The 22640-nt window shown below is 64.7% G+C and carries 23 protein-coding genes and 1 pseudogene; 13 read left to right on the top strand and 11 right to left on the bottom strand.

Features of this window, described 5'->3' with window-relative positions; all coding sequences use genetic code 11:
* Positions 1-18: 18 nt before the first annotated feature.
* The 3 genes from AB4Y35_RS27220 to AB4Y35_RS27230 all read left to right on the top strand — a co-directional run bounded on the left by AB4Y35_RS27220 (position 19) and on the right by AB4Y35_RS27230 (position 2641).
* Complete coding sequence (locus AB4Y35_RS27220) at positions 19-852, top strand: ABC transporter ATP-binding protein (protein ID WP_368706814.1); 834 nt, start codon at positions 19-21, stop codon at positions 850-852.
* A gap of 340 nt (positions 853-1192) precedes the next feature.
* On the top strand, positions 1193-1894 hold the full coding sequence (locus AB4Y35_RS27225) for a carbonic anhydrase (protein ID WP_368691254.1): 702 nt from the start codon (positions 1193-1195) through the stop codon (positions 1892-1894).
* Positions 1895-2464: 570 nt separating this feature from the next.
* Complete coding sequence (locus AB4Y35_RS27230; protein WP_154677984.1) at positions 2465-2641, top strand: hypothetical protein; 177 nt, start codon at positions 2465-2467, stop codon at positions 2639-2641.
* A gap of 27 nt (positions 2642-2668) precedes the next feature.
* Here AB4Y35_RS27230 and AB4Y35_RS27235 read toward each other — a convergent pair.
* A pseudogene (locus AB4Y35_RS27235) lies at positions 2669-3305 on the bottom strand (aldo/keto reductase).
* A gap of 286 nt (positions 3306-3591) precedes the next feature.
* Here AB4Y35_RS27235 and AB4Y35_RS27240 point away from each other — a divergent pair.
* Entirely contained in the window at positions 3592-5019 is a 1428-nt protein-coding gene (locus AB4Y35_RS27240) for an MFS transporter (protein ID WP_368706815.1), read from the top strand.
* A gap of 39 nt (positions 5020-5058) precedes the next feature.
* Here the strand turns inward: AB4Y35_RS27240 and AB4Y35_RS27245 are convergent, their stop codons facing one another.
* Complete coding sequence (locus AB4Y35_RS27245) at positions 5059-6081, bottom strand: VTT domain-containing protein (protein ID WP_368706816.1); 1023 nt, start codon at positions 6079-6081, stop codon at positions 5059-5061.
* A 231-nt stretch (positions 6082-6312) separates the two neighbouring features.
* On the opposite strand from AB4Y35_RS27245, the gene AB4Y35_RS27250 reads away from it, so the two are divergent.
* From AB4Y35_RS27250 to AB4Y35_RS27260, 3 genes are all read left to right on the top strand, one after another.
* Positions 6313-7131 carry a LuxR C-terminal-related transcriptional regulator gene (locus tag AB4Y35_RS27250; RefSeq protein WP_324154915.1) on the top strand — a complete coding sequence of 273 codons (819 nt, stop codon included), beginning with the start codon at positions 6313-6315 and terminating at the stop codon, positions 7129-7131.
* A 177-nt stretch (positions 7132-7308) separates the two neighbouring features.
* Positions 7309-9012 carry an FAD-dependent oxidoreductase gene (locus AB4Y35_RS27255; RefSeq protein ID WP_368706817.1) on the top strand — a complete coding sequence of 568 codons (1704 nt, stop codon included), beginning with the start codon at positions 7309-7311 and terminating at the stop codon, positions 9010-9012.
* 34 nt (positions 9013-9046) lie between these two features.
* Positions 9047-9238, top strand: a complete 192-nt coding sequence (locus AB4Y35_RS27260) for a hypothetical protein (protein ID WP_368706818.1) — start codon at positions 9047-9049, stop codon at positions 9236-9238.
* An 18-nt stretch (positions 9239-9256) separates the two neighbouring features.
* Here AB4Y35_RS27260 and AB4Y35_RS27265 read toward each other — a convergent pair whose 3' ends face one another.
* From AB4Y35_RS27265 to AB4Y35_RS27275, 3 genes are all read right to left on the bottom strand, one after another.
* A complete protein-coding gene (locus AB4Y35_RS27265) occupies positions 9257-9799 on the bottom strand; it encodes a LuxR C-terminal-related transcriptional regulator (protein WP_368706819.1) in 543 nt (180 codons plus the stop codon).
* A gap of 348 nt (positions 9800-10147) precedes the next feature.
* Positions 10148-11878 (bottom strand): gamma-glutamyltransferase, encoded by a 1731-nt coding sequence (ggt, locus tag AB4Y35_RS27270; RefSeq protein ID WP_368706820.1) that lies wholly within the window; start codon positions 11876-11878, stop codon positions 10148-10150.
* Between the two features lie 134 nt (positions 11879-12012).
* A complete protein-coding gene (locus AB4Y35_RS27275) occupies positions 12013-13416 on the bottom strand; it encodes an MFS transporter (protein ID WP_368706821.1) in 1404 nt (467 codons plus the stop codon).
* Between the two features lie 46 nt (positions 13417-13462).
* Between AB4Y35_RS27275 and AB4Y35_RS27280 the strand changes: the two genes are divergently transcribed.
* Positions 13463-13606, top strand: coding sequence for a hypothetical protein (locus tag AB4Y35_RS27280; protein WP_368706822.1), 144 nt, complete (start codon positions 13463-13465; stop codon positions 13604-13606).
* A gap of 39 nt (positions 13607-13645) precedes the next feature.
* On the opposite strand, the gene AB4Y35_RS27285 is transcribed toward AB4Y35_RS27280, so the two are convergent.
* Genes AB4Y35_RS27285 through AB4Y35_RS27300 form a run of 4 tightly spaced genes read right to left on the bottom strand, consistent with a single transcriptional unit; the run spans position 13646 to position 16968 of the window.
* Positions 13646-14425, bottom strand: coding sequence for an NTP transferase domain-containing protein (locus AB4Y35_RS27285; RefSeq protein ID WP_368706823.1), 780 nt, complete (start codon positions 14423-14425; stop codon positions 13646-13648).
* Between the two features lie 28 nt (positions 14426-14453).
* Positions 14454-15464, bottom strand: a complete 1011-nt coding sequence (locus AB4Y35_RS27290) for a flippase-like domain-containing protein (protein WP_368706824.1) — start codon at positions 15462-15464, stop codon at positions 14454-14456.
* On the bottom strand, positions 15461-16270 hold the full coding sequence (locus AB4Y35_RS27295; protein ID WP_368706825.1) for a 2OG-Fe(II) oxygenase: 810 nt from the start codon (positions 16268-16270) through the stop codon (positions 15461-15463). Before AB4Y35_RS27295 ends, AB4Y35_RS27290 begins: the two co-directional genes overlap by 4 nt.
* Positions 16267-16968, bottom strand: a complete 702-nt coding sequence (locus AB4Y35_RS27300; RefSeq protein ID WP_368706826.1) for a CDP-alcohol phosphatidyltransferase family protein — start codon at positions 16966-16968, stop codon at positions 16267-16269. Before AB4Y35_RS27300 ends, AB4Y35_RS27295 begins: the two co-directional genes overlap by 4 nt.
* A 219-nt stretch (positions 16969-17187) precedes the next feature.
* Between AB4Y35_RS27300 and AB4Y35_RS27305 the strand changes: the two genes are divergently transcribed.
* Complete coding sequence (locus tag AB4Y35_RS27305; RefSeq protein WP_342923818.1) at positions 17188-17622, top strand: hypothetical protein; 435 nt, start codon at positions 17188-17190, stop codon at positions 17620-17622.
* An 18-nt stretch (positions 17623-17640) separates the two neighbouring features.
* On the opposite strand, the gene AB4Y35_RS27310 is transcribed toward AB4Y35_RS27305, so the two are convergent.
* Positions 17641-18162, bottom strand: a complete 522-nt coding sequence (locus AB4Y35_RS27310; protein WP_368706827.1) for a hypothetical protein — start codon at positions 18160-18162, stop codon at positions 17641-17643.
* Between the two features lie 672 nt (positions 18163-18834).
* Between AB4Y35_RS27310 and AB4Y35_RS27315 the strand changes: the two genes are divergently transcribed.
* The 3 genes from AB4Y35_RS27315 (at position 18835) to AB4Y35_RS27325 (ending at position 21187) form a co-directional block, all read left to right on the top strand.
* Positions 18835-19998 carry a porin gene (locus tag AB4Y35_RS27315; protein WP_368706828.1) on the top strand — a complete coding sequence of 388 codons (1164 nt, stop codon included), beginning with the start codon at positions 18835-18837 and terminating at the stop codon, positions 19996-19998.
* A gap of 194 nt (positions 19999-20192) precedes the next feature.
* Positions 20193-20549 (top strand): sugar ABC transporter ATPase, encoded by a 357-nt coding sequence (locus AB4Y35_RS27320; RefSeq protein WP_069267449.1) that lies wholly within the window; start codon positions 20193-20195, stop codon positions 20547-20549.
* A gap of 131 nt (positions 20550-20680) precedes the next feature.
* Entirely contained in the window at positions 20681-21187 is a 507-nt protein-coding gene (locus AB4Y35_RS27325) for a metal-dependent hydrolase (protein WP_028205038.1), read from the top strand.
* A gap of 205 nt (positions 21188-21392) precedes the next feature.
* Here AB4Y35_RS27325 and AB4Y35_RS27330 read toward each other — a convergent pair whose 3' ends face one another.
* Positions 21393-21596 (bottom strand): hypothetical protein, encoded by a 204-nt coding sequence (locus AB4Y35_RS27330; RefSeq protein ID WP_368706829.1) that lies wholly within the window; start codon positions 21594-21596, stop codon positions 21393-21395.
* A gap of 354 nt (positions 21597-21950) precedes the next feature.
* On the opposite strand from AB4Y35_RS27330, the gene AB4Y35_RS27335 reads away from it, so the two are divergent.
* Positions 21951-22613: a helix-turn-helix domain-containing protein gene (locus AB4Y35_RS27335; RefSeq protein ID WP_368691238.1), complete on the top strand. Its 663-nt coding sequence runs from the start codon at positions 21951-21953 to the stop codon at positions 22611-22613.
* The last annotated feature ends 27 nt before the right edge of the window (positions 22614-22640 follow it).

Raw genomic sequence — 22640 nt, forward strand, 5'->3', positions numbered from 1 at the left:
AAACCGGGAGAAAAACCGATGAGCGCCACCGAACCCGCCGGACTCGACATTCTGCACGTGAGCAAGCGCTACGGCGCGGGCGAGTCCACGCTCGTCGTGCTCGACGACGTGACACTGCATGTCCGCCCCGGCGAATTCGTGAGCGTGCTCGGCGCGAGCGGATGCGGAAAATCCACCCTGCTGCGCCTGATCGCCGGCCTTGACGCGGGCTATAGCGGCGCCATCATGATGCGCGGCGAACGTGTGGGCGACACCTCGCTCGAGCGCGGCATCGTGTTCCAGGATCATCGGCTGTTTCCCTGGCTCACGGCGGAACAGAACATCCTGGCGGCACTGCGCAACGCCCCGCTTTCCGCACGCGAAAAGCACGCAGCGGTGGCCGAGCACATCGCACTCGTGGGCCTGACGGGCTTCGAGCGGGCGTATCCGCATCAGCTCTCGGGCGGCATGGCGCAGCGCGTGGCGATCGCGCGCGGGCTCGTCAATCGCCCGCGCGTGCTGCTGCTCGACGAACCCTTCGGCGCGCTCGACGCGCTCACGCGCAGCCGTCTGCAAAACGAACTGCTGCGCATCTGGGAACGCGAACGCATCACGATGATCCTCGTCACGCACGATGTCGACGAGGCGATCTACCTGGGCGAGCGTGTCGTGACGATGGCGCCGCGCCCCGGCCGCATCCGTCGTATCGTCGACGTGGCATTGCCGCGCCCGCGCGAACGCGCGGATCCGCGCTTCGTGCGACTGCGCGACGAGATACTCTCCGGCTTCTCCGACGCGACGACACCGCCCGGCGACACGCTGTTGCCCGACACCCCTGCCCAATCTTCAGGTCAATGGCGCATGGCGTGGTAAGCGCGCCGACCGACTGACTGGTCGGTCGCGCTCCCTCCTCATGATCCCGACACCACCGGCGACACCCGGATGTGCCAATTGCGCCCGGCGTGAGAAAATCTCTTTTCGAACGAAAACGCACGACGCGTCAGCGTCTTCGCAGCAGCCCGCTTTCCCGTAATTAGCCGTCTTTTCTACCGGTTTATCGACATATCCCGCCGATTCGACGATTGAGTACCGGGGAAACGGCTGTCCGGGGCAACGTGACGCGAAGTTTTCCGATCCGCAAGGGGTCGGCTCAGCGTAAACTCCCGCTGTTGCCATTCGATAGTGTCGATTCATGATCAAGAGAGAAACATCCATGCCAGACAACACCCACCCGCACGACGGTCACTCCGAGTCGTGCGGCTGCGACCTGTTACACCTGCTCGACGGCGTGGACGAATTCACTCATCACGTTTTCCCGGGCAACAAGGAGCTGTTCCACAGCCTCGCCCACAGCCAGGCGCCGCACACGCTTTTCATCACCTGTGCCGACTCGCGTGTTTCGCCGGAAATGATCACGCAGGCCAAGCCCGGCGACCTGTTCGTTTGCCGCAACATCGGCAATATCGTGCCGGCGTATGGCGAAATGCTCGGCGGCGTTTCGGCCGTCGTGGAGTTCGCGGTGCTCGCGCTCAACGTGAAGCAGATCGTGCTGTGCGGCCATACCGATTGCGGCGCGATGAAGGGGCTCGCCTCGGGCGCGGAAGCCACGGCCGACATGCCCACCGTGCACGCGTGGCTGCGCAACGCGGAAGCCGCGCGCAGCGTGGTGAAGACCCGCGGTCTGGACGACGACCAGGTCGTTCAGGCGCTCGTGGAAGAAAACGTCCGCCTGCAGCTCACGCACCTGCGCACGCACCCCGCCGTGGCGGCGCGCGTGGCCCAGGGCCAGCTCGAACTGCAGGGCTGGGTCTATGACATCGGCCACGGCAAGGTCACCGTGCTGGACGAAGCACACGGCAAGTTCCTCTCGCTCGGCGAAGCGCGCGCGCGCCTGCGCAAGCGCGTCGAGGAATAATGGCTGGGCGCTGACGCGCCCACGCCTTTACGCTGGCTGCCAGGCTCACTTCAGGCCAGCGCCGGGGCGGCGGTTCACGCCGCCCCATCACACTCCCCTTATTCATTCCGCATGAATCGAAGTGCGCCCACAGCGCATTTCAGGCTTTGTCGCGCGATTTTCTCAATTCATGCAATAATTCTTTTCGAATTAGGGGTTTACCCTAGTCAAAAACCCGACTACACTCTGGCCCGTACTACATGCGGCGCCCTGCCGCACAAGAAGAAGAATTCCGGAGGTTGGTCGCTATGCAGCACGTTGCCCCGCCGTCGCATCACCTGTCTCATCCCGGCTTCAACCGCACTACCGGCGCATTACGCCGTCCCACGCTTCGCTAGTTCAGCGCGCGTGTCCTGCCGTCGCGCACGCGCCGCGGCAGGCGAACTTGAAAGGCCCACTCCGCGTCATCGCCGTTTCACGCCGCCGCTCTCATGGCGGCAAACGGCGCGCGCCCTTGCGCGTATGGACGCCCGGTAATGGGCTTCGCACCCGTCACGGGCCGAGCGCCCGGTTACCGAAGGAGAAGCATCCATGGAGTCCGCGCAGAACCGTCAGTCGAAAGTCGAAGTGAAGTTGTTCCTGCACCCGGAAGATCATTACCGCGCGATGGCCGCCGCGAAGACCCTCAATCTCGCGGAGCGCGAGTTCTTCGCGCTGGCGCTGCATCTGGGCGCGACCCAGATCCTGCGCCAGACCGAAGCGGCTTGATGAAACCTCACCGTGCGAAGCGACTCGTCACACCGGTGACGGGTTGCGCTCGGCAAAACCCTCCTGGTGCCAGTAGGGATACACAGGCCGCACCGCGCTCGCGGCGGCGTCGAGCTTCGCCACCTGCTCGGGCGTGAGGTTCCAGCCGACTGCGCCGAGGTTCTGGCGCAACTGCGCCTCGTCGCGCGCGCCGATCAGCACCGTCGCGACCGTCGGCCGCTGCAGCAGCCAGTTCAGCGCGATCTGCGGCACGGTCTTGCCGGTTTCCAGCGCAATCCCGTCGATGGCGTCGAGCACGCGAAAGAGGTACTCGTCCGGCACCGGCGGACCCTGCTCCGCCGTCTTGTGCAGACGGCTCTTCTCCGGCAGCGGCTGGCCGCGCCGCGTCGAAGCGGAAGGTCGCCTAGGTCGAGATGATCGCCTGATCGCGGCGCCCCTTGAGCGCTTCGCCGGGCACCGACTCCGACGCGCCGCTCGAATAGCTATCGGCCGTGTCGAACATCGTCACGCCGGCGTCGAGGCAAATGTCGATGAGCTTGCGCGCTTCGGCGACATCGGTTGCGCCCCAGGCCTCGAAGAACTCGCCTTTGCCGCCGAACGTGCCGGTGCCGAAGCTCAGCGCCGGCACCTTCATTCCGGACGCACCCAGAAAACGGTATTCCATTTCCGATCCTCCTTTAGTCAAGGGTTGACGATGAGTTGCCGACGGCGGACGAGTCTACGCGCTTCGATTCGGGCTTGCCGAGGCCGCCTCACAGCGAAGGTCTCGCAACGCCGCCGACCGCCGCGCGGCTGTACAGATGCTTTTGCGTATTGGAAACTGTCGCCTTTCGCCGCGGGCTTTCTGCTTCACTATCCGGTCCGCACTGTTCCGATCGGCACTCTCTCCGCTGCCCGCCCATGCTCCGTACCAGGATCAGATTGATTCGCCTCTGCCGCGTGGGGGCGCAATGACCTCTCCCGCGCAACGTTCCTCCGGCGTCGTCTGGCTGCCGTACCTCGTCGCCGCCACGTTCTTCATGGAGTACCTCGACACGACCGTGATCGCCACGGCGCTGCCGCAGATGGCGCGCTCGTTCGGCATCGGCCCGAATAGCCTGAGTCTCGGCGTGACCGCCTATATGCTCGCGCTCGCCATCTTCATTCCGGCCAGCGGCTGGGTGGCGGACCGCTGCGGCGCGCGCACCGTGTTCTTCAGCGCCGTGGTTACGTTCACGGTGGCGTCGGTGCTGTGCGGGATCTCGCAGAACGTCGACGAGTTCGTGGCCGCGCGCATTCTGCAAGGCATTGGCGGTGCGATGATGGTGCCGGTCGGGCGCATGATCGTCGTGCGCAGCACCGAGAAAAGCAAGCTCATGCAGGCGATCTCGACGATCACCTGGCCCGCCATCGCCGCACCCGTGGTGGGACCGCCCATCGGCGGTTTCATCACGACGTATGCGTCGTGGCGCTGGATCTTTCTGTTGAATGTGCCGTTCGGCATCGCCGTGCTCGCGGCCATCGTCGCCATCGTGCCGAACCTGCGCGGCGAACAGCGCCGGCCGCTCGACGTGGCGGGTCTCGTGCTGAGCGGCGCCGCGCTCACCGCCATCCTTTACGGCGCGGAACTCGCGAGCCAGGTCGGCCAGAATCCCTGGCGCGCAATGGCGCTCGTGGCGGCAGGCGTCGCGATTGGGGTCGTCGCGTTCGTGCATGCGAAACGTCATCCGCACCCGCTCGTCGATGTTTCCACGCTGAAGGTTCCGACCTTTTCCGTCACGATCGTGACCGGCTCGATCACGCGTATCGGCATCGGCGCGGCGCCGTACCTGATGCCGCTGATGTTCCAGATCGGCTTCGGTCTCTCGGCGTTCAAATCCGGCCTGCTGCTGCTCGCGAGCGCGCTCGGCAATCTCGGCATGAAGGCGCTCACGACGCGCATTCTCGAGCGCTGGGGCTTCCGGCTCGTTTCCGTCGTCGACGTCAGCGTCGCGGGTGTCTCGTTGATTGCGTGCGGCCTGCTCACGCCCGGCACGCCGCTCGCCATCGTGTTGATCGTCGTGTTCGTCTACGGCATGGCGCGCTCAATGCAGTTTTCGACCCTCGCCACGCTGGCCTACGCCGACGTCGCGCAGCCGCAAATGAGCGCGGCCAGCACGCTCTGGAGCGCGGCGGCGCAGATGACCATCGGCCTCGGCATTGCGTTTGGCGCGCTCGCGCTGCGCGTGGCCGCGAACCTGAACGGCGAAACCACGGGCCACGTGTTTACGCTCGACGACTTCCGGCTCGCCTTTCTCGCGGCCGGCGTGCTCACGCTGATTTCGGTGTGGGGTTATGCGCAGATGGCGCGCGATGCGGGACAGAACGTGGGCGGCGGCTCGCGCAGGCAGCGCGCGTAGGTCAGGCCGCGCGCCTGGCGACGCGCGGCGGAACTGCCGTTATTTGGAAAGGCTCGCCCGCACGGTGTATTCGGCTTCCTCGCCCGCTTCGAGCTCATCGGCATGCGCATGCGCCGCGTGGAACTCGTTGGACAGCGGCTCGACCGGATAACCGTGGCGCTCCCAGGCGTCGAGCCCGCCCTTGAGCGCGTGCGCATGATAGATGTGCTTGTTGCGCAACTGATCGACGATGCGCTTGGCCGTCGCCTCGTTCGGGCACACGCAGTACACGACGATCGGACGCCCGATCAGCTCGGGTGAGAGTTCTTCGCTCGAATCGAGATTCAGCGGACGCGCACCAGGAATCCGGTAGGCCTCCTTCGCGCGCACGGATTGCGGGCGCGCGTCGAGCACGATGGGCGGCGCGCCCGACTTCATCATCTCGTCGAGCTGATCGGGCGAAATGCGGTGCGTCGCCAGCCAGTGGCGGAACTGCATGCGCCGCAGCCAGCGCCAGGCGAGGAACAGCACGCCTGCCACGGCGAGCACGTCGAAAATCGTCATGCCGTTCGCGCGCACGAACGCCGCGAAGCGGACGATTTCCGCATGCAGCGCCGCGCCGCCGAGCAGCCAGGTCCCCGCCCACAACGCCGCGCCGACCGTGTCCCACAGCAGGAAGACGTGGACCGCCACCGTCGTCGTGCCGAGCAGCGGCGCGGAAATCAGGCCGAGCCCCGGCACGAACTTCGCCACTGCGAGAATGGGCGCGCCGTAGCGCTCGAATACGTTGCGCGCGATGCGGATCGTCGTGTCCAGCGACAGCGAAAAACGCACGAGCCCATTGAGCAGACGCCGCCCGCGCTTGCGGCCCGCGGCGAACCACAGCGAATCCGCGAGCAGCGTGGCGATCACGGCCGCCGCCAGCAGGCTCCCGTAGGATGTCTCGCCGCTCGCCGCCATCGTGCCCGCGAGAATCAGCACCGGCGCGGCCGGCACCGGCACGCCCAGTTGCGTGACGAGTACGCTGAGAAAGACCGCTCCGGCGCCGAAATCGGGTGGAATCGCGGTGGGGAGCGTCAACATTTCGAGATAACCTGCGCGCAGGGATATTCAGGTAAGGAAACATGGCGCGCATACCGCGCCGGCCGAGGGTGGAGATTACCCCAACGTGCCATTCCTTGCTCTCGTTGACGCAGGCTTCGCGGCGGGGCGTCCTGCGGGCGATCCGGCCCCGCTGCTGGCGCTTTCGCGCCGATGCGAAACGATGCTAACCTCATCAAACTTGCTTTTCCCAGCCGTTTTCCGTCAAGAAACATGCGTTACTGGCATCTCGATCGACCGAGGCAGACAGGTCAATTCGACCTCTCGCGCGTCACCAGCCTCGTTTCGGCCATCGGCCGCGACGATGCCAATGCACTCGCCGCCGAAGTGCTGAACATGCTTGGCCCGGCGACATCGGTCACGCAGTGCACCGTGTTCGCCTACGAATTCGGCAACCGGCCGCGCACGGTTTCCGTGGCCGACCATCGCGGCGGGCGCTTTCTGCGCGATGTCGCCGACACCTACGCGCGCCTCTTCTACGCGCTCGACGGCAATCAGCAGATCGTCAGCGGCGGCTCGGCCGACAAGCCCGGCTCGTCGCTCGTGCTGCACTGGCAGAGCAGCGCGGACATCGCGCACGACGGTTATCGCACGGCCTGTTACGCCACGCCCAACGTGTCCGACCGGCTCTCGCTGCTGCTGCAGCCGGCCGCCGACATCTGGCTCTCCGTGAACCTGTACCGCGAAAGCGACGCCGGCAATTTTCAGCCGGGCGAAGTGGAACTGGTCGAATCGCTCGCGCCGCTGATCGGCGAGTCGGCACGGCATCACTACACGATTCGCGGCCAGAGCCAGCTCGGCATTCCGCAGATGATGCTCGCGCGTCTGCGCGGACTCTGCCCCACGCTTTCCAAACGCGAACTCGACGCCCTGCGCGGCGTGCTCGAAGGACGCAGCGCGGTTGAAATTGCCGAATGCATGGGCGTGAAGCCCAGCAGTGTGGTGACGTATCAGAAACGCGCGTATCAGCGGCTGGGCATTTCGAGCCAGCGGCAGCTGTTTGCGCTTTGTCTGGCGACGGATCAGGGCTAAACACCCCCCGCAAACGCGCGCAGAAAAACGACTGCGCAAAATCTCCCCCGTAAGCCCCCTGTACCCAAATTGAGGACAGCGGGCCGCGCCTCGCGCTCCATACTGCCTTCATCGCCAGCGCCCCCGCTCGGGGCAAGCCGGCAAGCACAAGACTTACGTATCGGAGACGCAATCCCCATGAGCGCCGGATTCAAACCCTATCCGTTCGAGGCGAAGCAGTACGCCGCCCGCCTGCCCGAACTCGAAGGCGGCCGCGAGACCCAACGCCACGCCGTGACGATCGTCGGCGGCGGCCCAGTGGGCCTCGCCATCGCGCTCGGCCTCGCGAAGCACGGCGTGCGCTCGGTGCTGATCGAAGCCGACGAATCGGTCTGCTACGGCAGCCGCGCGATCTGCATCTCGCGCCGCAGCCTGGAAATCATCGAGCGCCTCGGCGCGCTCGACGGCTTCCTCGCCAAAGGTCTGCCGTGGACCGGCGGGCGCAGCTTCTATCGCGACGACGAAGTGCTGCACTTCACGATGCCGCAGGACGAGAACCAGAAGCTGCCGCCCATGGTCAACCTCGCGCAATACCACATCGAGCAGTTCCTGCTCGACGCAGCGGAGCGGCACGCCGATCTCATCGACATTCGCTGGTGCACGAAAGTGACGGCGCTGCAGGACGACGCGCATGGCGCGACGCTCTCGCTCTCCACGCCCGCAGGCGATTACACCGCGCAGACCGACTGGCTCATCGCCGCCGACGGCGGCCGCAGCACGGTGCGCGAGTCGCTCGGCCTGAAGCTTCAGGGCACGAGCTACGAGGGCCGTTACGTGATCGTCGACATCCTGCTCGACAGCGCGCGGCCGACGGAACGGCTCGCGTATTTCGACCCGGCGTCGAATCCCGGCTCGACCGTGCTCGTCCACAAGCAGCCCGACAATGTCTGGCGCATCGACTATCAACTGCGCGACGGCGAGGACGCCGACGAAGCGATCAAGCCTGAAAACGTCATGCCGCGCGTGCAGAGCCTGCTCGACATGATGGGCGAGAAGGCATCGTGGTCGCCGGTCTGGATCACGATCTACAAGGCCAACGCGCTCACGCTCGAGCGCTATCGCCACGGCCGCGTGCTGTTCGCGGGCGACGCGGCCCACCTCGTGCCGATCTTCGGCGTGCGCGGCGCCAACTCGGGCATCGACGACGCCGGCAACCTCGCGTGGAAGCTCGCGTATGTCGTGAAAGGCCTCGCGAGCGACGCGTTGCTCGACAGCTACTCGGACGAGCGCGTCTACGCCGCGCACGAAAACCTGAGCTACGGCACCAGGAGCACGGAGTTCATGGCGCCGCCGTCGTTCGCCTTCGATCTGATGCGCACCGCCGTGCTGAGCCTCGCGCGTGAGCACGCCGCCGTGCGCTCGCTGATCAATCCGCGCCAGACTTCGGCGATCGCCTACGCGGCCTCGCCGCTCAACGCGGCCTCCAATGTCTTCGCGAACGGCCCGGCGCCGGGCACGGCGCTGCCCGAATGTCCGCTCACGATCGTCGACCAGGCCGGCGTGCACGAAGGCCACGTGACCGACTTGATCGCGCCAAGCTTCACGGCGTTCTACTTCAGCGAGGATGGCGCGACGCCGGCCCCGATCGCCGCGCTCGAAACGACACTGGCTGCACGCGTTTTGCCGTTCGCGCTGGTGCCGCTCGCACAGCGCCAGCCCGGCGACGCAGCACGCCGCAGCGGCTGGGATCACACGGGACGCCTGTTCCCGATGTACGGCGCCAAGCCCGGCACGCTCTACCTCGTGCGCCCGGACGGCCACGTGCTCGGCCGCTGGCACGGCGAAGCCGGCACCGTCGCCGCGCAGACGCTCGCCGCACTCGACCACGCGCTGTGCGCCTGAGCACGGGCGGAAACAAGTACAGATGGAGAAAGCCATGACCGACAGCGAACTCGACACCGTCTACACGCAGTTGTGCAAGACCATGACCAATCTGGGCGAAGCCAACGGCCCGCTCTTTCTCGCCCGCTTCGCGCTGCTCGCGATCGAACGGATCGGCAACGCGCAAACCTGCCTCGGGTTGATCGAGGCCGCAGGCAAGAACGTTTCGGCAGCCGTGCCGGAATAAGGGGAAGCGCGAAGCGCCTCAGCGCTGCGTCGACTGCACGAGCCGCGCGAGCCGCGAGCGGTTGCTGACGCCGAGTTTCTGAAACGAACGATCGAGATGGGTGCGCACGGTCGTGTAGGAAATGCCTAGCCGCTCGGCGATCTCCTTGTCGAGCAGCCCTTCCACCACGAGCGCGACCACGTCGCGCTCGCGCCGCGTCAGGCGGTTGACCGCTTCGTTATCCGCAGTGGATGTATCGGCTGGCGGCGGCTGAACGTGCCCCGTCTGCGCGCGCGAGCGCGCCAGCGCAGCGATGAAAGCCGGGCGCACCAGATCGAACAGCACCAGCTCCCGATCGGAAAAATGCTCGCGCCGCTTGCCGCGCCCAATGCGCAGATGATCGAGATGCTCTTCGCCTGACCAGACGAACAGGTCCGCGCCCGCATGCAGGCCGTCGGCGCGCAGCAGTTCGAGCAGGCGCCGCCCCACCTCGAGACGCAAGGCGCCCTCGGGCAAGATATGGTCGGCCAGCAGCTTGAAGACGTCTGCGATCAACGCGAGTTCGCGGCTCGTCAGATCCATGCTCGGGTGCGATGAGAAGTGGGCGCGCGCCTCGCTTGCGTGACGGCGCAAACGTCAGAGCTTAGTGATCTCGCCTGACGGATTCAATATGCAGTGCGACTCTGAAGCGTGCAGCGGAAATGCCGAAAAGAAAATGGGGCGGCAAATGCCGCCCCAAGAAAAACACACGCCGGCAAAGGGCTGTCTTCCGCCGGAGGTTGCATAGTACGCGATGAACAACGGAGCGGCATCCCCAAATTTGAGGACAAACGCTCATGTCATGCAAACTTTTGCCGCCTCATGCCAGCTTGCCGATGCGAAATGGTTTGCTTTCATGCGCAGCGCATCGTTTCGCATCGGCGGCGCGGTTTACTGGATCAGACGCGAGACGCCACGGCCGCGCGGATCGGAAACCGCGTCGGGCGTATCGCCGTTGATCCGGATCGCCTGAATGTCGCCGTTGAAGTCCTGCGCCTTCAGCACATAGCCCTTCGCCTCGACCTGCTTGGCGAGTTCACCGTCGATCGGCGCATACGGCTCCCAGAAAATCGTGTTGGGCGGCAGCAACTGGTGGTGGAAGCGCATCGCCGCCACCGCGTCCTTCAACGGCATGTCGAAGTCGTAGTTGTTGTTGATGACCTGGAACACCGACGTGAAGATGCGCGAGCCGCCCGGCGTACCGATCACGAGCGCCACCTTGCCGTCCTTCGTGAGGATGGTCGGCGTCATCGACGAAAGCGGACGCTTCTTCGGCGCAATCGCGTTCGCGTCGCTGCCCACCACACCGAACATGTTCGGCACGCCGGGCTTGGACGCAAAATCGTCCATCTCGTCGTTGAGCACGATGCCGGCGCCGGGCACGACCACGCCCGAACCGAAGTAGCCATTGATCGTGTACGTGTTCGAAACGGCGTTGCCCCACTTGTCGACCACCGAGAAGTGCGTCGTTTCCGCCTTCTCGGGCATCGAGGTGCCGAGGCCCGGCTGCACGCTCTTGGTGTCGGATGGCTTGTCGGGGTCGACCTCGGCGGCGCGCTTCGCGAGGTACGCGTCGTCGGTGAGCTGCGCGACCGGCACCTTGTAGAAGTCGGGGTCGCCGAGATATTGGGCGCGATCCGCGAACACGCGTTTCTCGATCTCCGCGATCAGGTGGATGTACTGCGGCGAATTGAGCTGCACGTCCTTGAATTGCGGTGCAAGCATCGCCTTCATCTTGAGCAGCTGCACGAGGCCCACGCCACCCGAACTCGGGGGCGGCGCGGTGATGATCTCGTAGCCGTTCCACTTCGCCTCCACGGGCTGGCGCCACACTGCCTTGTACTCCTGCAGGTCACGCTTCGTGATGAGGCCGTGGCCCTTCATCGAGGCGGCGATCAGGTCCGCGGTCTTGCCGTCGTAGAAGTCCTTCGCGCCCTGGTTCGCAATGCGCGTGAGCACGTTGGCGAGATCGGGCTGCTTGAACGTCACGCCCTCCTTCAGGTTGCCGAAGTAGTCGTCGAAATTGGTCTTGCCGGCGAAGTCCTTTTCCGCGGCCTCACGGCGCTTCGCGAGCTGCTCGTCCACGACGAAGCCGTCGCGCGCGTATTTGATCGCCGGCGCGAGCACCTGCTTCCATTGCAGCTTGCCGAAGCGCTTCTGCGCTTCCCACATGCCCTCGACGGTACCCGGCACGCCCACGGCGTCATAGCCGAACAGGCTCTTGCCCGGGATCACGTTGCCCTTGTCGTCGAGGTACATCGTGCGCGTGGCGGCGAGCGGCGCGCGCTCGCGATAGTCGAGGAAGTACGGCTTGCCGTTCACGTAGAGCGTCATGAACCCGCCGCCGCCGATGTTGCCGGCTTCGGGGTACGTCACGGCGAGCGAGAAGGCGATGGCGACCGCCGCATCGACGGCGTTGCCGCCCTCCTTGAAGATCTGCTCGGCGGCGTCGGCCGCGTACTTGTCGGCAACGGCCACGGCCGACGCATTGAGGACCGCAGGGCGTTGCTGCGTATCCTTCGCAAAGGCCGGCGTGGCTTCGAGGAAGCCTGTGGACAAGGCGGATAGCGAAAGCAGTGCGAGAGAGGCAGCGGAAATTTTCGTTTTTTCAACCAGCTTCATTGAGTTCACCCCATGATTCGGTTTGTTGGCCTACCGGAAACCTGCCTTGGCCTTATAGCACGCCAGGAAAACGATTGCGATCCGGCGATCCGCTGATTCCGCTGCCGTGCAAGACGGCGCCCTCCTGAGCTGGATCAGGCCTTGCCGCGCCGCCCGCGCGCAATTTCTTCTCCCGCATTCGCGGGCAAACGCATCGTCACCGGAATCGACGCTACCGAAAAGAGCCCGACCACGAGAAATGCGGGCCAGAAATCGGACCAGACGATGGCCGAATGCCCTTGCACCCGATGCGAAATCTGCAGCACGAGGCCCGCGATCGTCACGCCGAGGCCGAGCGACACCTGCTGGATCACGCTTGCCACGCTGGTGGCGCGGCCGATGTCGCGCGTCGGTATATCGGCATAGGCGAGCGAATTGAGGCCGGTGAATTGCAGCGAAGGAAAGATCCCGCCCGCGAGCACGATGACCCAGATGAGCCACACGGGCATGCCCGGCGAAAACGAGCCGCATATCGCGATGGCCGTGCCCGCGAGCACCGCGTTGACCATCAACGTGCGGCGAAAGCCGAAGCGCCCGAGCACGCGCGAGACGATCGCCTTCATGAAGATCGAGCCGAACGCCGAAGCGCAGGTGATGGCGCCTGAGGCGAACGCCGTCATGCCGAGCCCTTCCTGCAGCGTGAGCGGTAACAAAAATGGCACGGCGCCAAGCCCGATGCGAAACAGCGACCCGCCCGCCACGCTCGCATTGAACGTGGGGATGCGCAGAAATTTCAGATCGAGCACGGGTCGCTCGACACGTTGCGCATACAACCAATAGGCCGCCAGCAGCAACGCGCCGATCACGCACATCGTCACCGCGGTGCCGGTCGCGACGATCTCGCCGCCCACGAGCGAAAGGCCGAGCATGAACAGCGACGCCCCACCCGCGGAAAGCACGAAGCCAGCCCAGTCGAGCCGCCCAGGATGCTCCTCGTGCATGTTCTCGATATGCCGGTTCGCGAGCCAGATGCCGAGCACGCCGATCGGAATATTGATGAAGAAAATCAGCCGCCAGTGCAGATACGTTGTGATGAACCCGCCGAGCGGCGGCCCCACGACCGGCCCGAGCAGCGCGGGCACCGTGAGATAGTTGACCGCGCGAATGAAGTCCGATTTGGGCAGCGAGCGGAAGATGATGATCCGGCCCACCGGCACCATCATCGCGCCGCCGATGCCCTGCACGAAGCGGGCTGCCACGAACATCTCGAGCGAGCGCGACGCCGCGCACAACAGCGAACCCGCCATGAAGATGCCGATGGCCGTGCGAAACACATTGCGCGAGCCGAAGCGATCGGCCACCCAGCCGCAGATCGGGATGAAGACGCCCAGGCCGATCACGTAGCTCGTGACGGCCAGCTTGAGTGTGATGGGGTCCTGACCGAGATCGCGGGCCAGTGCGGGGAGCGCAGTGACGATGACCGTCCCGTCCACGTTCTCCATGAACATCGAGCACGCGACAATGAGCGGAACGATGAAGGTGCCGAGGGCTAATGGCATGGGCAGGAACGACGATCAGCGTGGCTGATGGCGTAAAGCTGCCATTATGGCCCTTGTTGCGGAAAACGGGAACCCGGCAACAGATGAAGCGGTGCGCTTCGTGCAGGCGGCACGCAACGAAAGCGCGCGCAAAAACAAAAACCGCGAAGCCCGCCGCCGCTTTCAAGCGGAGACAGACCTCGCGGCCTGATTCAAGCAATCAGCGTCGGGCAATCCGCAAAGATGCGCTTTAGATCGCGGCCTGCTTCACGCGGCTCACCACGGGACGCAGTTGCGGCAGCACCTGCTCCGCGGCGCGCGTGACGTCATTGGGGAAGTCGATCTCGATCCACGGCGCGCCGGTCACGTCCGCGGTTTCGAACTCGCTGCCGCGTTCGAGCAGCAGGTCGCGCAGCGCTTCTTCGTGCGGCAGGTTCGCGCGGCCCGTATCGACGTAGCCTTCGACGATCTGCGCAAAGCGGCGCGCCGTCGCTTCGTTGAGGCGGAAGAAGCCCACCGACTCGCCGATCGTGTCGTATTGCAGACCGACCGCCAGCTGCTTGCGCAGTTCGACGGGCACGCCGTTGCGCAGGCACAGCTTCACGGGCTCGTCGCCGGCTTCGAAGTCGCGGTCGATCAGGAGACGGTTGGCCGGCGCCTCGCCCGCCACGAGCGGTGCGAACACGCGCTCGTCGTAGAGCACGTCGGCGTCCATGAGCAGCACGTCGCCGCCGCGCGTGAGCGCCTCGGCCGTGCGATGCACCGTGAGCACGCTGCCCAGGTCGAAGCGCGGATTCATCACGACCTCGACCTTGTGCGGCCAGTTGATGCGCTTGAGTTCGGCCTCGACCAGCTCAGGCTGGAAGCCGAGCGCGAGCACGACTTCCGTCACGCCCGCCTCTTCCAGCAATTGCAGATGGCGTTCGAGCAGCGTCACGCCCTCGAACTGCAGCAGACATTTCGGAAACTGTTCTCCAGCTTGTTGCTGAAGGCGCAGGCCGAGGCCTGCCGCGAGAATGATGGCGCGCATGCGCAAACGTTCCTTGGGAGAAAAAAGGTCAATCGGCGACTTCGACAGCGGGGACGCGCAAGGCGCGCCGGCGTTGCCAGCTACGTTCGCTGAAATGCAGATACAGAAGGCCCGGCAAGCCGAGCAGGATTTCTCGCGCGCGCTTGGCGAGCGAGAGTGCGAGCGCCGCCTCGGGCGGCAGGCCGACGAGCGGCGCGAGCAGCAGGTAACCGCCCTCTTGCACGCCCAGCGAACCGGGAATGGCGAAGGCAGCACCGCGAATCGCCTGGCCGATGCTCTCGAGCAGCAGCGCATCGATCCAGCCTACGGGATGGCCGAGAAAGCGCAGCGCGAGCCACACTTCCACCGTGCCCACGAGCCAGCCCGCGAGGCTCAGCGCGAAGCTGGCCGCCACACGGCCGCGCCGGGCGTAAAGCGACTTCACGGCTTCGTCGATGGCGTCGGCGCGCGTGGCGAGCGCCGACCAGTCGCGCTTGCCGAACACTTTCGAGGCGAGACGCAGCAGGCGGCCGAACAGACCGCGGCGCTGCGCGACATAGAACAGCGCGATCAGGCCGCCGAGCACGACGGTCGCGATCAGCGCGGCGACGCCGAGATCGCGCGGCGCGCCATTCGCGGCATAAGCCGAAAAAAGCCCGATACCGAAGACGGCAAAGACGATCTGCGCGACGGCTTGCAGCGTCGTGCTCACGGTGATGGCCGCAGCCGCGTGGCGCATCGGCATGCCGCGTTGCCCGAGCTGGCGCACCATCGCCACGGGGCCGCCGATCTGGCCCGCGGGCAACAGGCTGTTGACCGATTCGCCGGTCCACCGCGCGAGCAGTGCATCGCGCTGGTCGACGCGCTCGTCCTTGCCGAAGAGCACGGCGATCGCACCCGCGTCGAGCGCGAGCGGCACGACGTGGAACGCCGCGACGAGGACGAGGCCCCAGCCGGCGGCCGCGAGCGCGCCCGTGACCGAGCCGAGCCCCTGCCAGGCGAGCAACGCGATGAAGAGTGCCGTGCCGATCGACAGCAGCAGGATGGCAGCACGGCTCACGCCTTGCCTCCCAATGCCTTGCGGAACACCTGGCGGAAACCGAAGTACGCGATGGCGTCCTTCATGTTCGAAATGAAACGCCGCCACGGGCGCATGTTCGGGTTCGTCACGTATTCGAGCGTGAGCGACACGCGCACTTCGCCTTCGAGGCTCGGCGTGACGCGATGGCGAAGCTTGTCGCCGTCGAACACGATGAGCGCGCCCGGCGGGTACTGCACCGAGCCCGGCTCATCCGTCTTGTTCGGGTCTTTCGTGTGCAGCTCGTAGTCGAGCTTGCACGACGACTCGTCGATCACGCCGAGCAGCACCGTATAGCGGCGGCCGTCGTAATAGGACGTGTCGTAATGCCAGCCGATATGATCGCCGGCGCGCGTGTAGTAATAGAGCGCGTAAGCGTGCGGGTCGTCTTCGGGCGATAACTGCAGGCGGTCGCCCGTGATCTTTTCGAGCCACGCGATGAGTTGCGGCGAGCGGTAAAGCTCGGCGATGTACGGCGCGAGGCGGTCGATGGTGTGACGGCTCACGCTGCCGCCCGCCTTGTGGCCCGGCAGATAGTTGCGGTTGACTTCGGGAAGCAGCGCGTTGGCCGCGTCGATCAACTGTTGCGTAGCGTCGGCGGGCAGAAAATCGGAGAGATACAGGAACGAGCCCTGGCTTTGGTAGTCGTCGCGCAGGCGCACGGTGTTCAGCGGTCGCAGCGCGCGGCCGATCGCGCCGTCCGGCTCGCCGGCCGCCGCACGCGAGGCGCGGGCTGGCGCGGGGACGGGCGCCGCTACGACCTGTTCTTGTTCTGCCTGCAAGTTCATCGGCTGCTCCACACCTGGGGGGTTTCCTTGGCGGGACGCAAGCGGCGCGTCAGGCGCACATAGTCGAGCACCACCCAGATGGCGAACAACGGCGCCCCGATCGAAGCCGCGATGATGAACGGCGACACGACGCCCGTCAGCGTGACAAGGGGTAGCAGATAGAGCACGTCCTCGGTCTCGAAGCCGCCCGCGAACGCCTGCTGGGTGCCCGCCTTGCCGGCCATTTCCTCGATGCGCATGCGCAGGAAAAAGATCACGGCGACCGCGACGCCCGCGATGCCGCCGAGCACGGCCGGCGGCACACGCCATTCGGCGCCGGAGTGCGCGGCCACGACGCCGAGGCCGTAGCCCATGCCGAGGAACAGCAGAACGGTGACGAGCGCGTCCGCCGCCAGATCGTAGAAATGCCCGATACGGCTGGTTTTGCCGCTGATACGCGCCAGTTCGCCGTCGGTATGATCAACAAAATTCGACAGAACGATCAGAAATGCGCCAATATTGACGTGCAGAAAATCTCCGCGCGCCAGATAAAAACCACCGACAACGCCAATCAGGAGTCGCAGCGTGGTCAGATGATTCGGGGTAACGCGCGTGGGTACCAGCGGAGTGACGAGCCAGCGCGCCGCGCGGGCGTCCCACGTGCGCGGCAGCGGCACCGATTTCGGAGCCATTTTTACAGGTTTATCTTTTTCGGTCATAACCGCGCAATATATACGCCTTCCAGAAATCTTGCAGGTATTCCGACGTTCGTCCCACCTTTTGCTTGTGGTTCTGTAAGGCAAAGCGCCAGACGGGCTTCCGCGGCGCCGCAAGCGGAATCGCGCGAACACGCGTAGAGTGCAACCCTTCGCGCCAGCCCGGGCGTTTTGCGCCCGCCGCAATCCGGCCCCGGCGCACGCACTTTCGCCATTCACGTAATGAAACGCTTTACCTTTGCCGCCCTTTTTCTCGCTGTCCTGACGCTTCTCGCCGGCAACGCCCACGCCGCCGCCATCGACGATTCACTGACCTGTAGCGAGTCCGCACACGACTTCATCTCGGGGCTGATCACGCAAAACCTGATCGATCCGAAGCCCATGAAGGTCGAAAGCAATTCGATCAACGCGTTCTGGCCCGCGCACGGCCAGCGGATGACCGCCTATGGTTTCAGCGTCTTCGCCATCGTGGGTTTCCAGAAGGACGACCCGCTCTTCAAGACCGGCGACGGCACGCCCATCGCCCCTTCCGCCTACGGGGCCGTCGTGGTCGGCACCCAGGCCAGGGTGCAGGCGGCCCTCACGGCGGCAGGCAATAACGCCATCGTCCACCATGCCGGACCGCTATTGACTGCGATCTTCTGCAAGCAGGAGTAAGCGGGCAGGCTTTGAGATTTACTCGATGCGCCCGAAGCCGCCTTCGGCCCAAGCTTCGGCGCGCGCTTTCGTGAGCTTGAAGTTCGGCGCGACGCGCGCCTGAGCGAGCTGCTCGCCGAATGCGTCGATCGCGCTGACGAGCGCGTAGGGCTCGTACTCGTCGGGAACGATGTCGAGCGTCACGTCCACGTCGCCTTCGGCGGTCTGCACGCTCACGCGCTTGTGCAGCAGGGCGCGCAATTGCTGCTCGTGCCGGCGCAGCACCTCCGAAGCGGTCTTCACGAGCGTGTTGAACGCCGACGTATCGAGCGGCTTGGGATTCTTCTTGTCACGGCCCATGGTCCACGGGCCGACGAGTGCAGGCTCCGGCTCGCCGTCCTTGATCATTTCGACGGCCCAGCCGTCGTCGTCCTCGTTCTTGATCACGCGCGCGGTCCAGCCGTCCTTGCGCCACAGGCGCGCTTCCTGGATCACCTCGGCTTCGGCTGCGACGTCATCGGCGGGGAAATCGGGATCGGTTGCGGGTGAGGAATCGGTCATGGCGGGGCTTTCATCGGGTTCTGCGCGGGACTTGCCCGTCGCGGGGCAAGGGCAAGATTCTACCCGGATCGCGTCGCGCGTCGGGCGCCACGTCTTTCTATCCAGCCGTCCCGGATTATCCCGCCACCAAAGCGGAATATCCGACAGCGACTGTAATCATTCCATTTTCCGCAACGCACCATTTCGCCCGGCGCATTAAATTAAAATGATTTTACGCAGGCAAAAAAAACGCGGCCCGAGAGCCGCGTAAAAACAGATGAAAAAAGACCACCCTTGGTCGAGGGCTGAAGAAATTGTACCTCCGCGCTATGCATATGTTCAGTCCATGATCTGGAACAGTACCTTTCACCAAACGACAAGAATCACACTTGAAAAAGCGTTGAATTCGCGCTAGGCCAGACCCTGCGCGGGTTTGCCGCATCGTCGTAGGTGCACAACGGATTATCCAGATGGACCATTTTGTCGCAGCAGATAATCCAATAGAAAAACGCTTTATATGCAGTCACTTACGGCGATTAATGCCGATTATGAAATGAGATGGATGCATTATTGCGTCGATTTGCGTAAATACATCGAATACCGGACCTACACTTCGCTGCGAATCATCCAGGCACGAAATCGATTTTCAGAATATTCGGCCTGAGATTCCCCAAGTTCTGACCGGAGAAAAACATGAAAAAAGCACTCATTGCTGCAGGCGTCCTCAGTGCATTTGCCATCAGCGCCCATGCGCAAAGCAGCGTCACCCTTTACGGCTCGCTCGACGCCGGCATCGTCTACGCGAACAACGTCGGCGGCCACAGCCTGTGGGCTCAGGGCAGCGGCGCCCTCTCGAACAACTACTTCGGCTTTCGCGGCGCCGAAGACCTGGGTGGCGGCCTGAAGGCGATCTTCACCCTCGAGAGCGGCTTCAATCTCAACAACGGCGGCTACAAGAACGGCGACAGCGGCTTCAACCGCCAGGCCTGGGTCGGCCTGCAGAGCGACCGGTTCGGCACGCTCACGCTCGGCCGGCAATATGACTCGATGGTCGATTACCTCTCGCCGCTCTCGGAAGCCGGCGCGGGCTTCGGCAACAATCTCGCGGGCCACCCGTTCGACAACGACAACCTCGCGCAAAGCTATTCGATCAAGAACTCGGTCAAGTACGCCAGCGCGAACTACGCGGGCTTCCAGTTCGGCGGCCTGTACGGCTTCAGCAACGACGCGAGCGGCTTCGCGAATGGCCGCGCATGGAGCGTGGGCGCATCGTACGGCAACGGCCCGCTGAACTTCGCAGCCGCCTACTCGCAACAGAACAACTCCGGCGGCCTCGGCGCCGCGAACAGCGCGGCTTCGGCCGACCAGAACATCTCGGCACGGCTGCAGCGCTCGTTCGGCGCGGGTGTGAACTACACCTACGGCCCGGCACAGGTTGGCTTCGTATGGACGCACTCGCAGATCGACGGCATGCAGAGTCTCTCGAGTGGCGGCAGCGCGCCGCTGCCTGGCCTCTCGGGCCTGAACCTGCACGTCGACAACTACGAGATCAACGGCGCTTACCATCTGACGCCCGCCCTCGCGTTCGTCGGCTCCTACACGTTTACCGACGGCACGGTCACGGGCAACGGCGGCGGCAACAGCCCGAAGTGGCACACCGTGCTGGTTGGCACCGACTACTCGTTGAGCAAGCGCACGGACGTCTATCTCGCCGGCGTCTATCAGCACGCTTCGGGCTCGCTCGGCTATAACGCCGACGGCTCGGGCATCGCGAACGTCGCTGCGATCAATACGCTCTCGCCTTCTTCGACGAACAACCAGGTGGCCGCGACAGTCGGTTTGCGTCACCGCTTCTGATCGCTCGGAGTTGGGCAAATGCGGCGCGACCCGCCGCGCTGCCCTGACTTTGCGAAACGCACATGCGCCACAAGCGCATGTGCGTTTTTTCCTGTTACCTGTTGCATCTTTTTACGTCTGCGTGGGCCTTGATTCAGATCAGCGTGCGTATACTTATTGGCATAATCCGCTGCTTCGATATTGTCACGTCGCCTATGAAAACGCTCACGCAACGACTCCTCGCCGCGACTCCGCTCGCGCTCATCGCCGCTTGTGGATCGACACCGCCGTCCGGCACTGCTTCGAACGGCGAACCGATGATCTACGCTTCGTCGGCGCGATCGGCTTCGTCGGTCGCGAGCTGCCTCGAAGACCGCCTGCCGCACGTGCACAGTTCGCGCGACGGCAATACGACCGAACTGAGCGTGGGCTCGCGCTCGGACGCGTCGTACTTCGTCACGCTCACGCCGAACGGCCACGGCTCGGTCATTCGCGTCACGCACGGCGCTTCCGCGTCGAACGATCCGCCCGAAGAAGAACTGCGCTTCGACGTCGCGCGCTGCACGACCTGACGCGCGAACGGCTGGCGCGTGCACCGCACGCGCCACACGACGTTCCGCATGTCGCCCGCGTGTCACCCCTGTCATAACGGCGACACATCTGCGAAGATTGCGCCCCCTTCGACTTCGCAACACACCGCTTCATGGCATCAGGCACCGCACATCACGCCACGGGTTGGGCCGCCGGCGTCATCGCCGCCGCAATCGTCACGCATCAGGGCGCCGATAGCGCCTGGCATCTCTACGCCGCGCTCGCGTTCGCGGCGGGTGTCGCGGGCGGTTCGGCGCCCGACTGGCTCGAGGTCGCCTGGTGGCGCAAGAAGCGGCGCCTCTGGATCACGCATCGCACGTTCACGCACTGGGGCATCGGCTGGATCGCGTTGCTCGTGTGGTCGTATCACAAACTCGGACACCTGCCGCTCGCGGCGCCCGCGTTCGGCTTCGCCTGCGGAGGCGTGATCCACCTGTTCGCCGACTGGCCCAATCCGCTCGGTGTGCCGTGGATCTTTCAACGGCACTCGCTGAACTGGTGGCGCAGCGGACGTTGCGACCTGATCGTCGTCGCCGCGTCATGGGTGGCCGCATGGTTTTTCGCCGTGCATGGCGTGCCGCACGACTGGTCGCTCGCGCCGTTGCGTCGGCTTGTCTGATTGGTCAGGTTTGCCTGGTAACCGGCGCCGGTGCGGAAACGCCGGGAGTCATGCAGCCGATGCAGCGTCGATTAACAATCGTCGGGACTGATCAGGCGCCACATCGCCCATTAATCAGGCGACGTTTATTATCGTGTTAATCCAGGCCAAAATAAAAACGGCGCCCTTGTAAAGGACGCCGCCTCTGAATCGCGTCACGCGGTATTCAGGCGTTCTCTTCGCACTCCGCGCGCCCCATGCGGTAGCCGACGATCAGCCCGGCGTCGTACGCCGACTCCAGCGCGCGGCCAATATCCTCCGCGCTCACGAGGTGCGCGTCGGTGGTCGGCTTCCCGGTCAGTTCGAAGCTCTCGATTCCGAGCGTTCTTCGCGAGATTGCCAGCAACAATTCGAGTCGTTCGTCATGCATTTTGCGCTCTCCACTTGATCTACATCATCTGATTACAATGATAAATATCAAAATCCGTGAGAGCCGCGGCGCATGGACGCATATTGAGGCCTTACTCTAATATCAAACCCAGTAAATCTTTAAAATTTGTTAAAACATCGATGGATTAATTTTTAAAGATTGTTAAATCGAATCGTTTTAATTCGCAATTGAACAGCGCGTCGATGCGTGACGGCTCGCCCCATACCGCCGAGCCAACGTCGCAGACCGGCCGGCCAGGCGAGGTCAGCGCTTCGCGCGGGCAACCGTTTGATATGATCGGTAAGACATCGCGGGGCCCAACCAGGGCTTTTCGTCAGCATTCGAACGTAGCCCATGGATTCCACGCTCACCCCATCCGCCAGCACGGCGACCACCGACCTCGGCCGCCGCGTGCGCGCCGCGCGCGTCGCCCAGGACCTGACGCTCGATACGGCCAGCCGCCTGTGCGGCGTCTCGCGCTCGACCCTGTCGAAAGTCGAAAACGGCCTCATGTCGCCGACCTTCGACGTGCTGCAAAAGATCGTCGGCGGGCTCAGAATCGACCTGGCCGAGCTGTTCGGCACCCCGCCCAGGCTCAATGCCGGCGGCCGCCGCGCGCTCACGCGCAACGGCGCGGGTCAGCGCCACGCCTATCGCGGCTATCAGATGGAGTTGCTCGCCACCGATCTCGCGCACAAGGCGATGCTGCCGTTTCGCATCCGCATCACCGCGCATTCGCTCGACGCGTTCGACGACTGGGGCCGCCACGAAGGCGAAGAGTTTCTCTACGTGATCAGCGGCAGCGTGTGCCTGTATTCGGAGCTCTACGCGCCCACTTATCTGGAAGCCGGCGACAGCCTCTACTTCGACAGCCGCACCGGCCACGCGGCCATTTCGACGAGCGAGGAAGACGCCGAAGTGCTGTGGATGGCCACGAGCGCGCGCCTGCCCGGCGTCGCGCCGGAAGCGTCGGCAACCTCGAAGTCACGCGCCAGGACGAAGCTCACGGCCGGCTGAATCCGGCGCGCAGTGTCGGGTCTGCGG

It is taken from the genome of Paraburkholderia sp. EG286A, assembly GCF_040965375.1.
GTDB lineage: Bacteria > Pseudomonadota > Gammaproteobacteria > Burkholderiales > Burkholderiaceae > Paraburkholderia.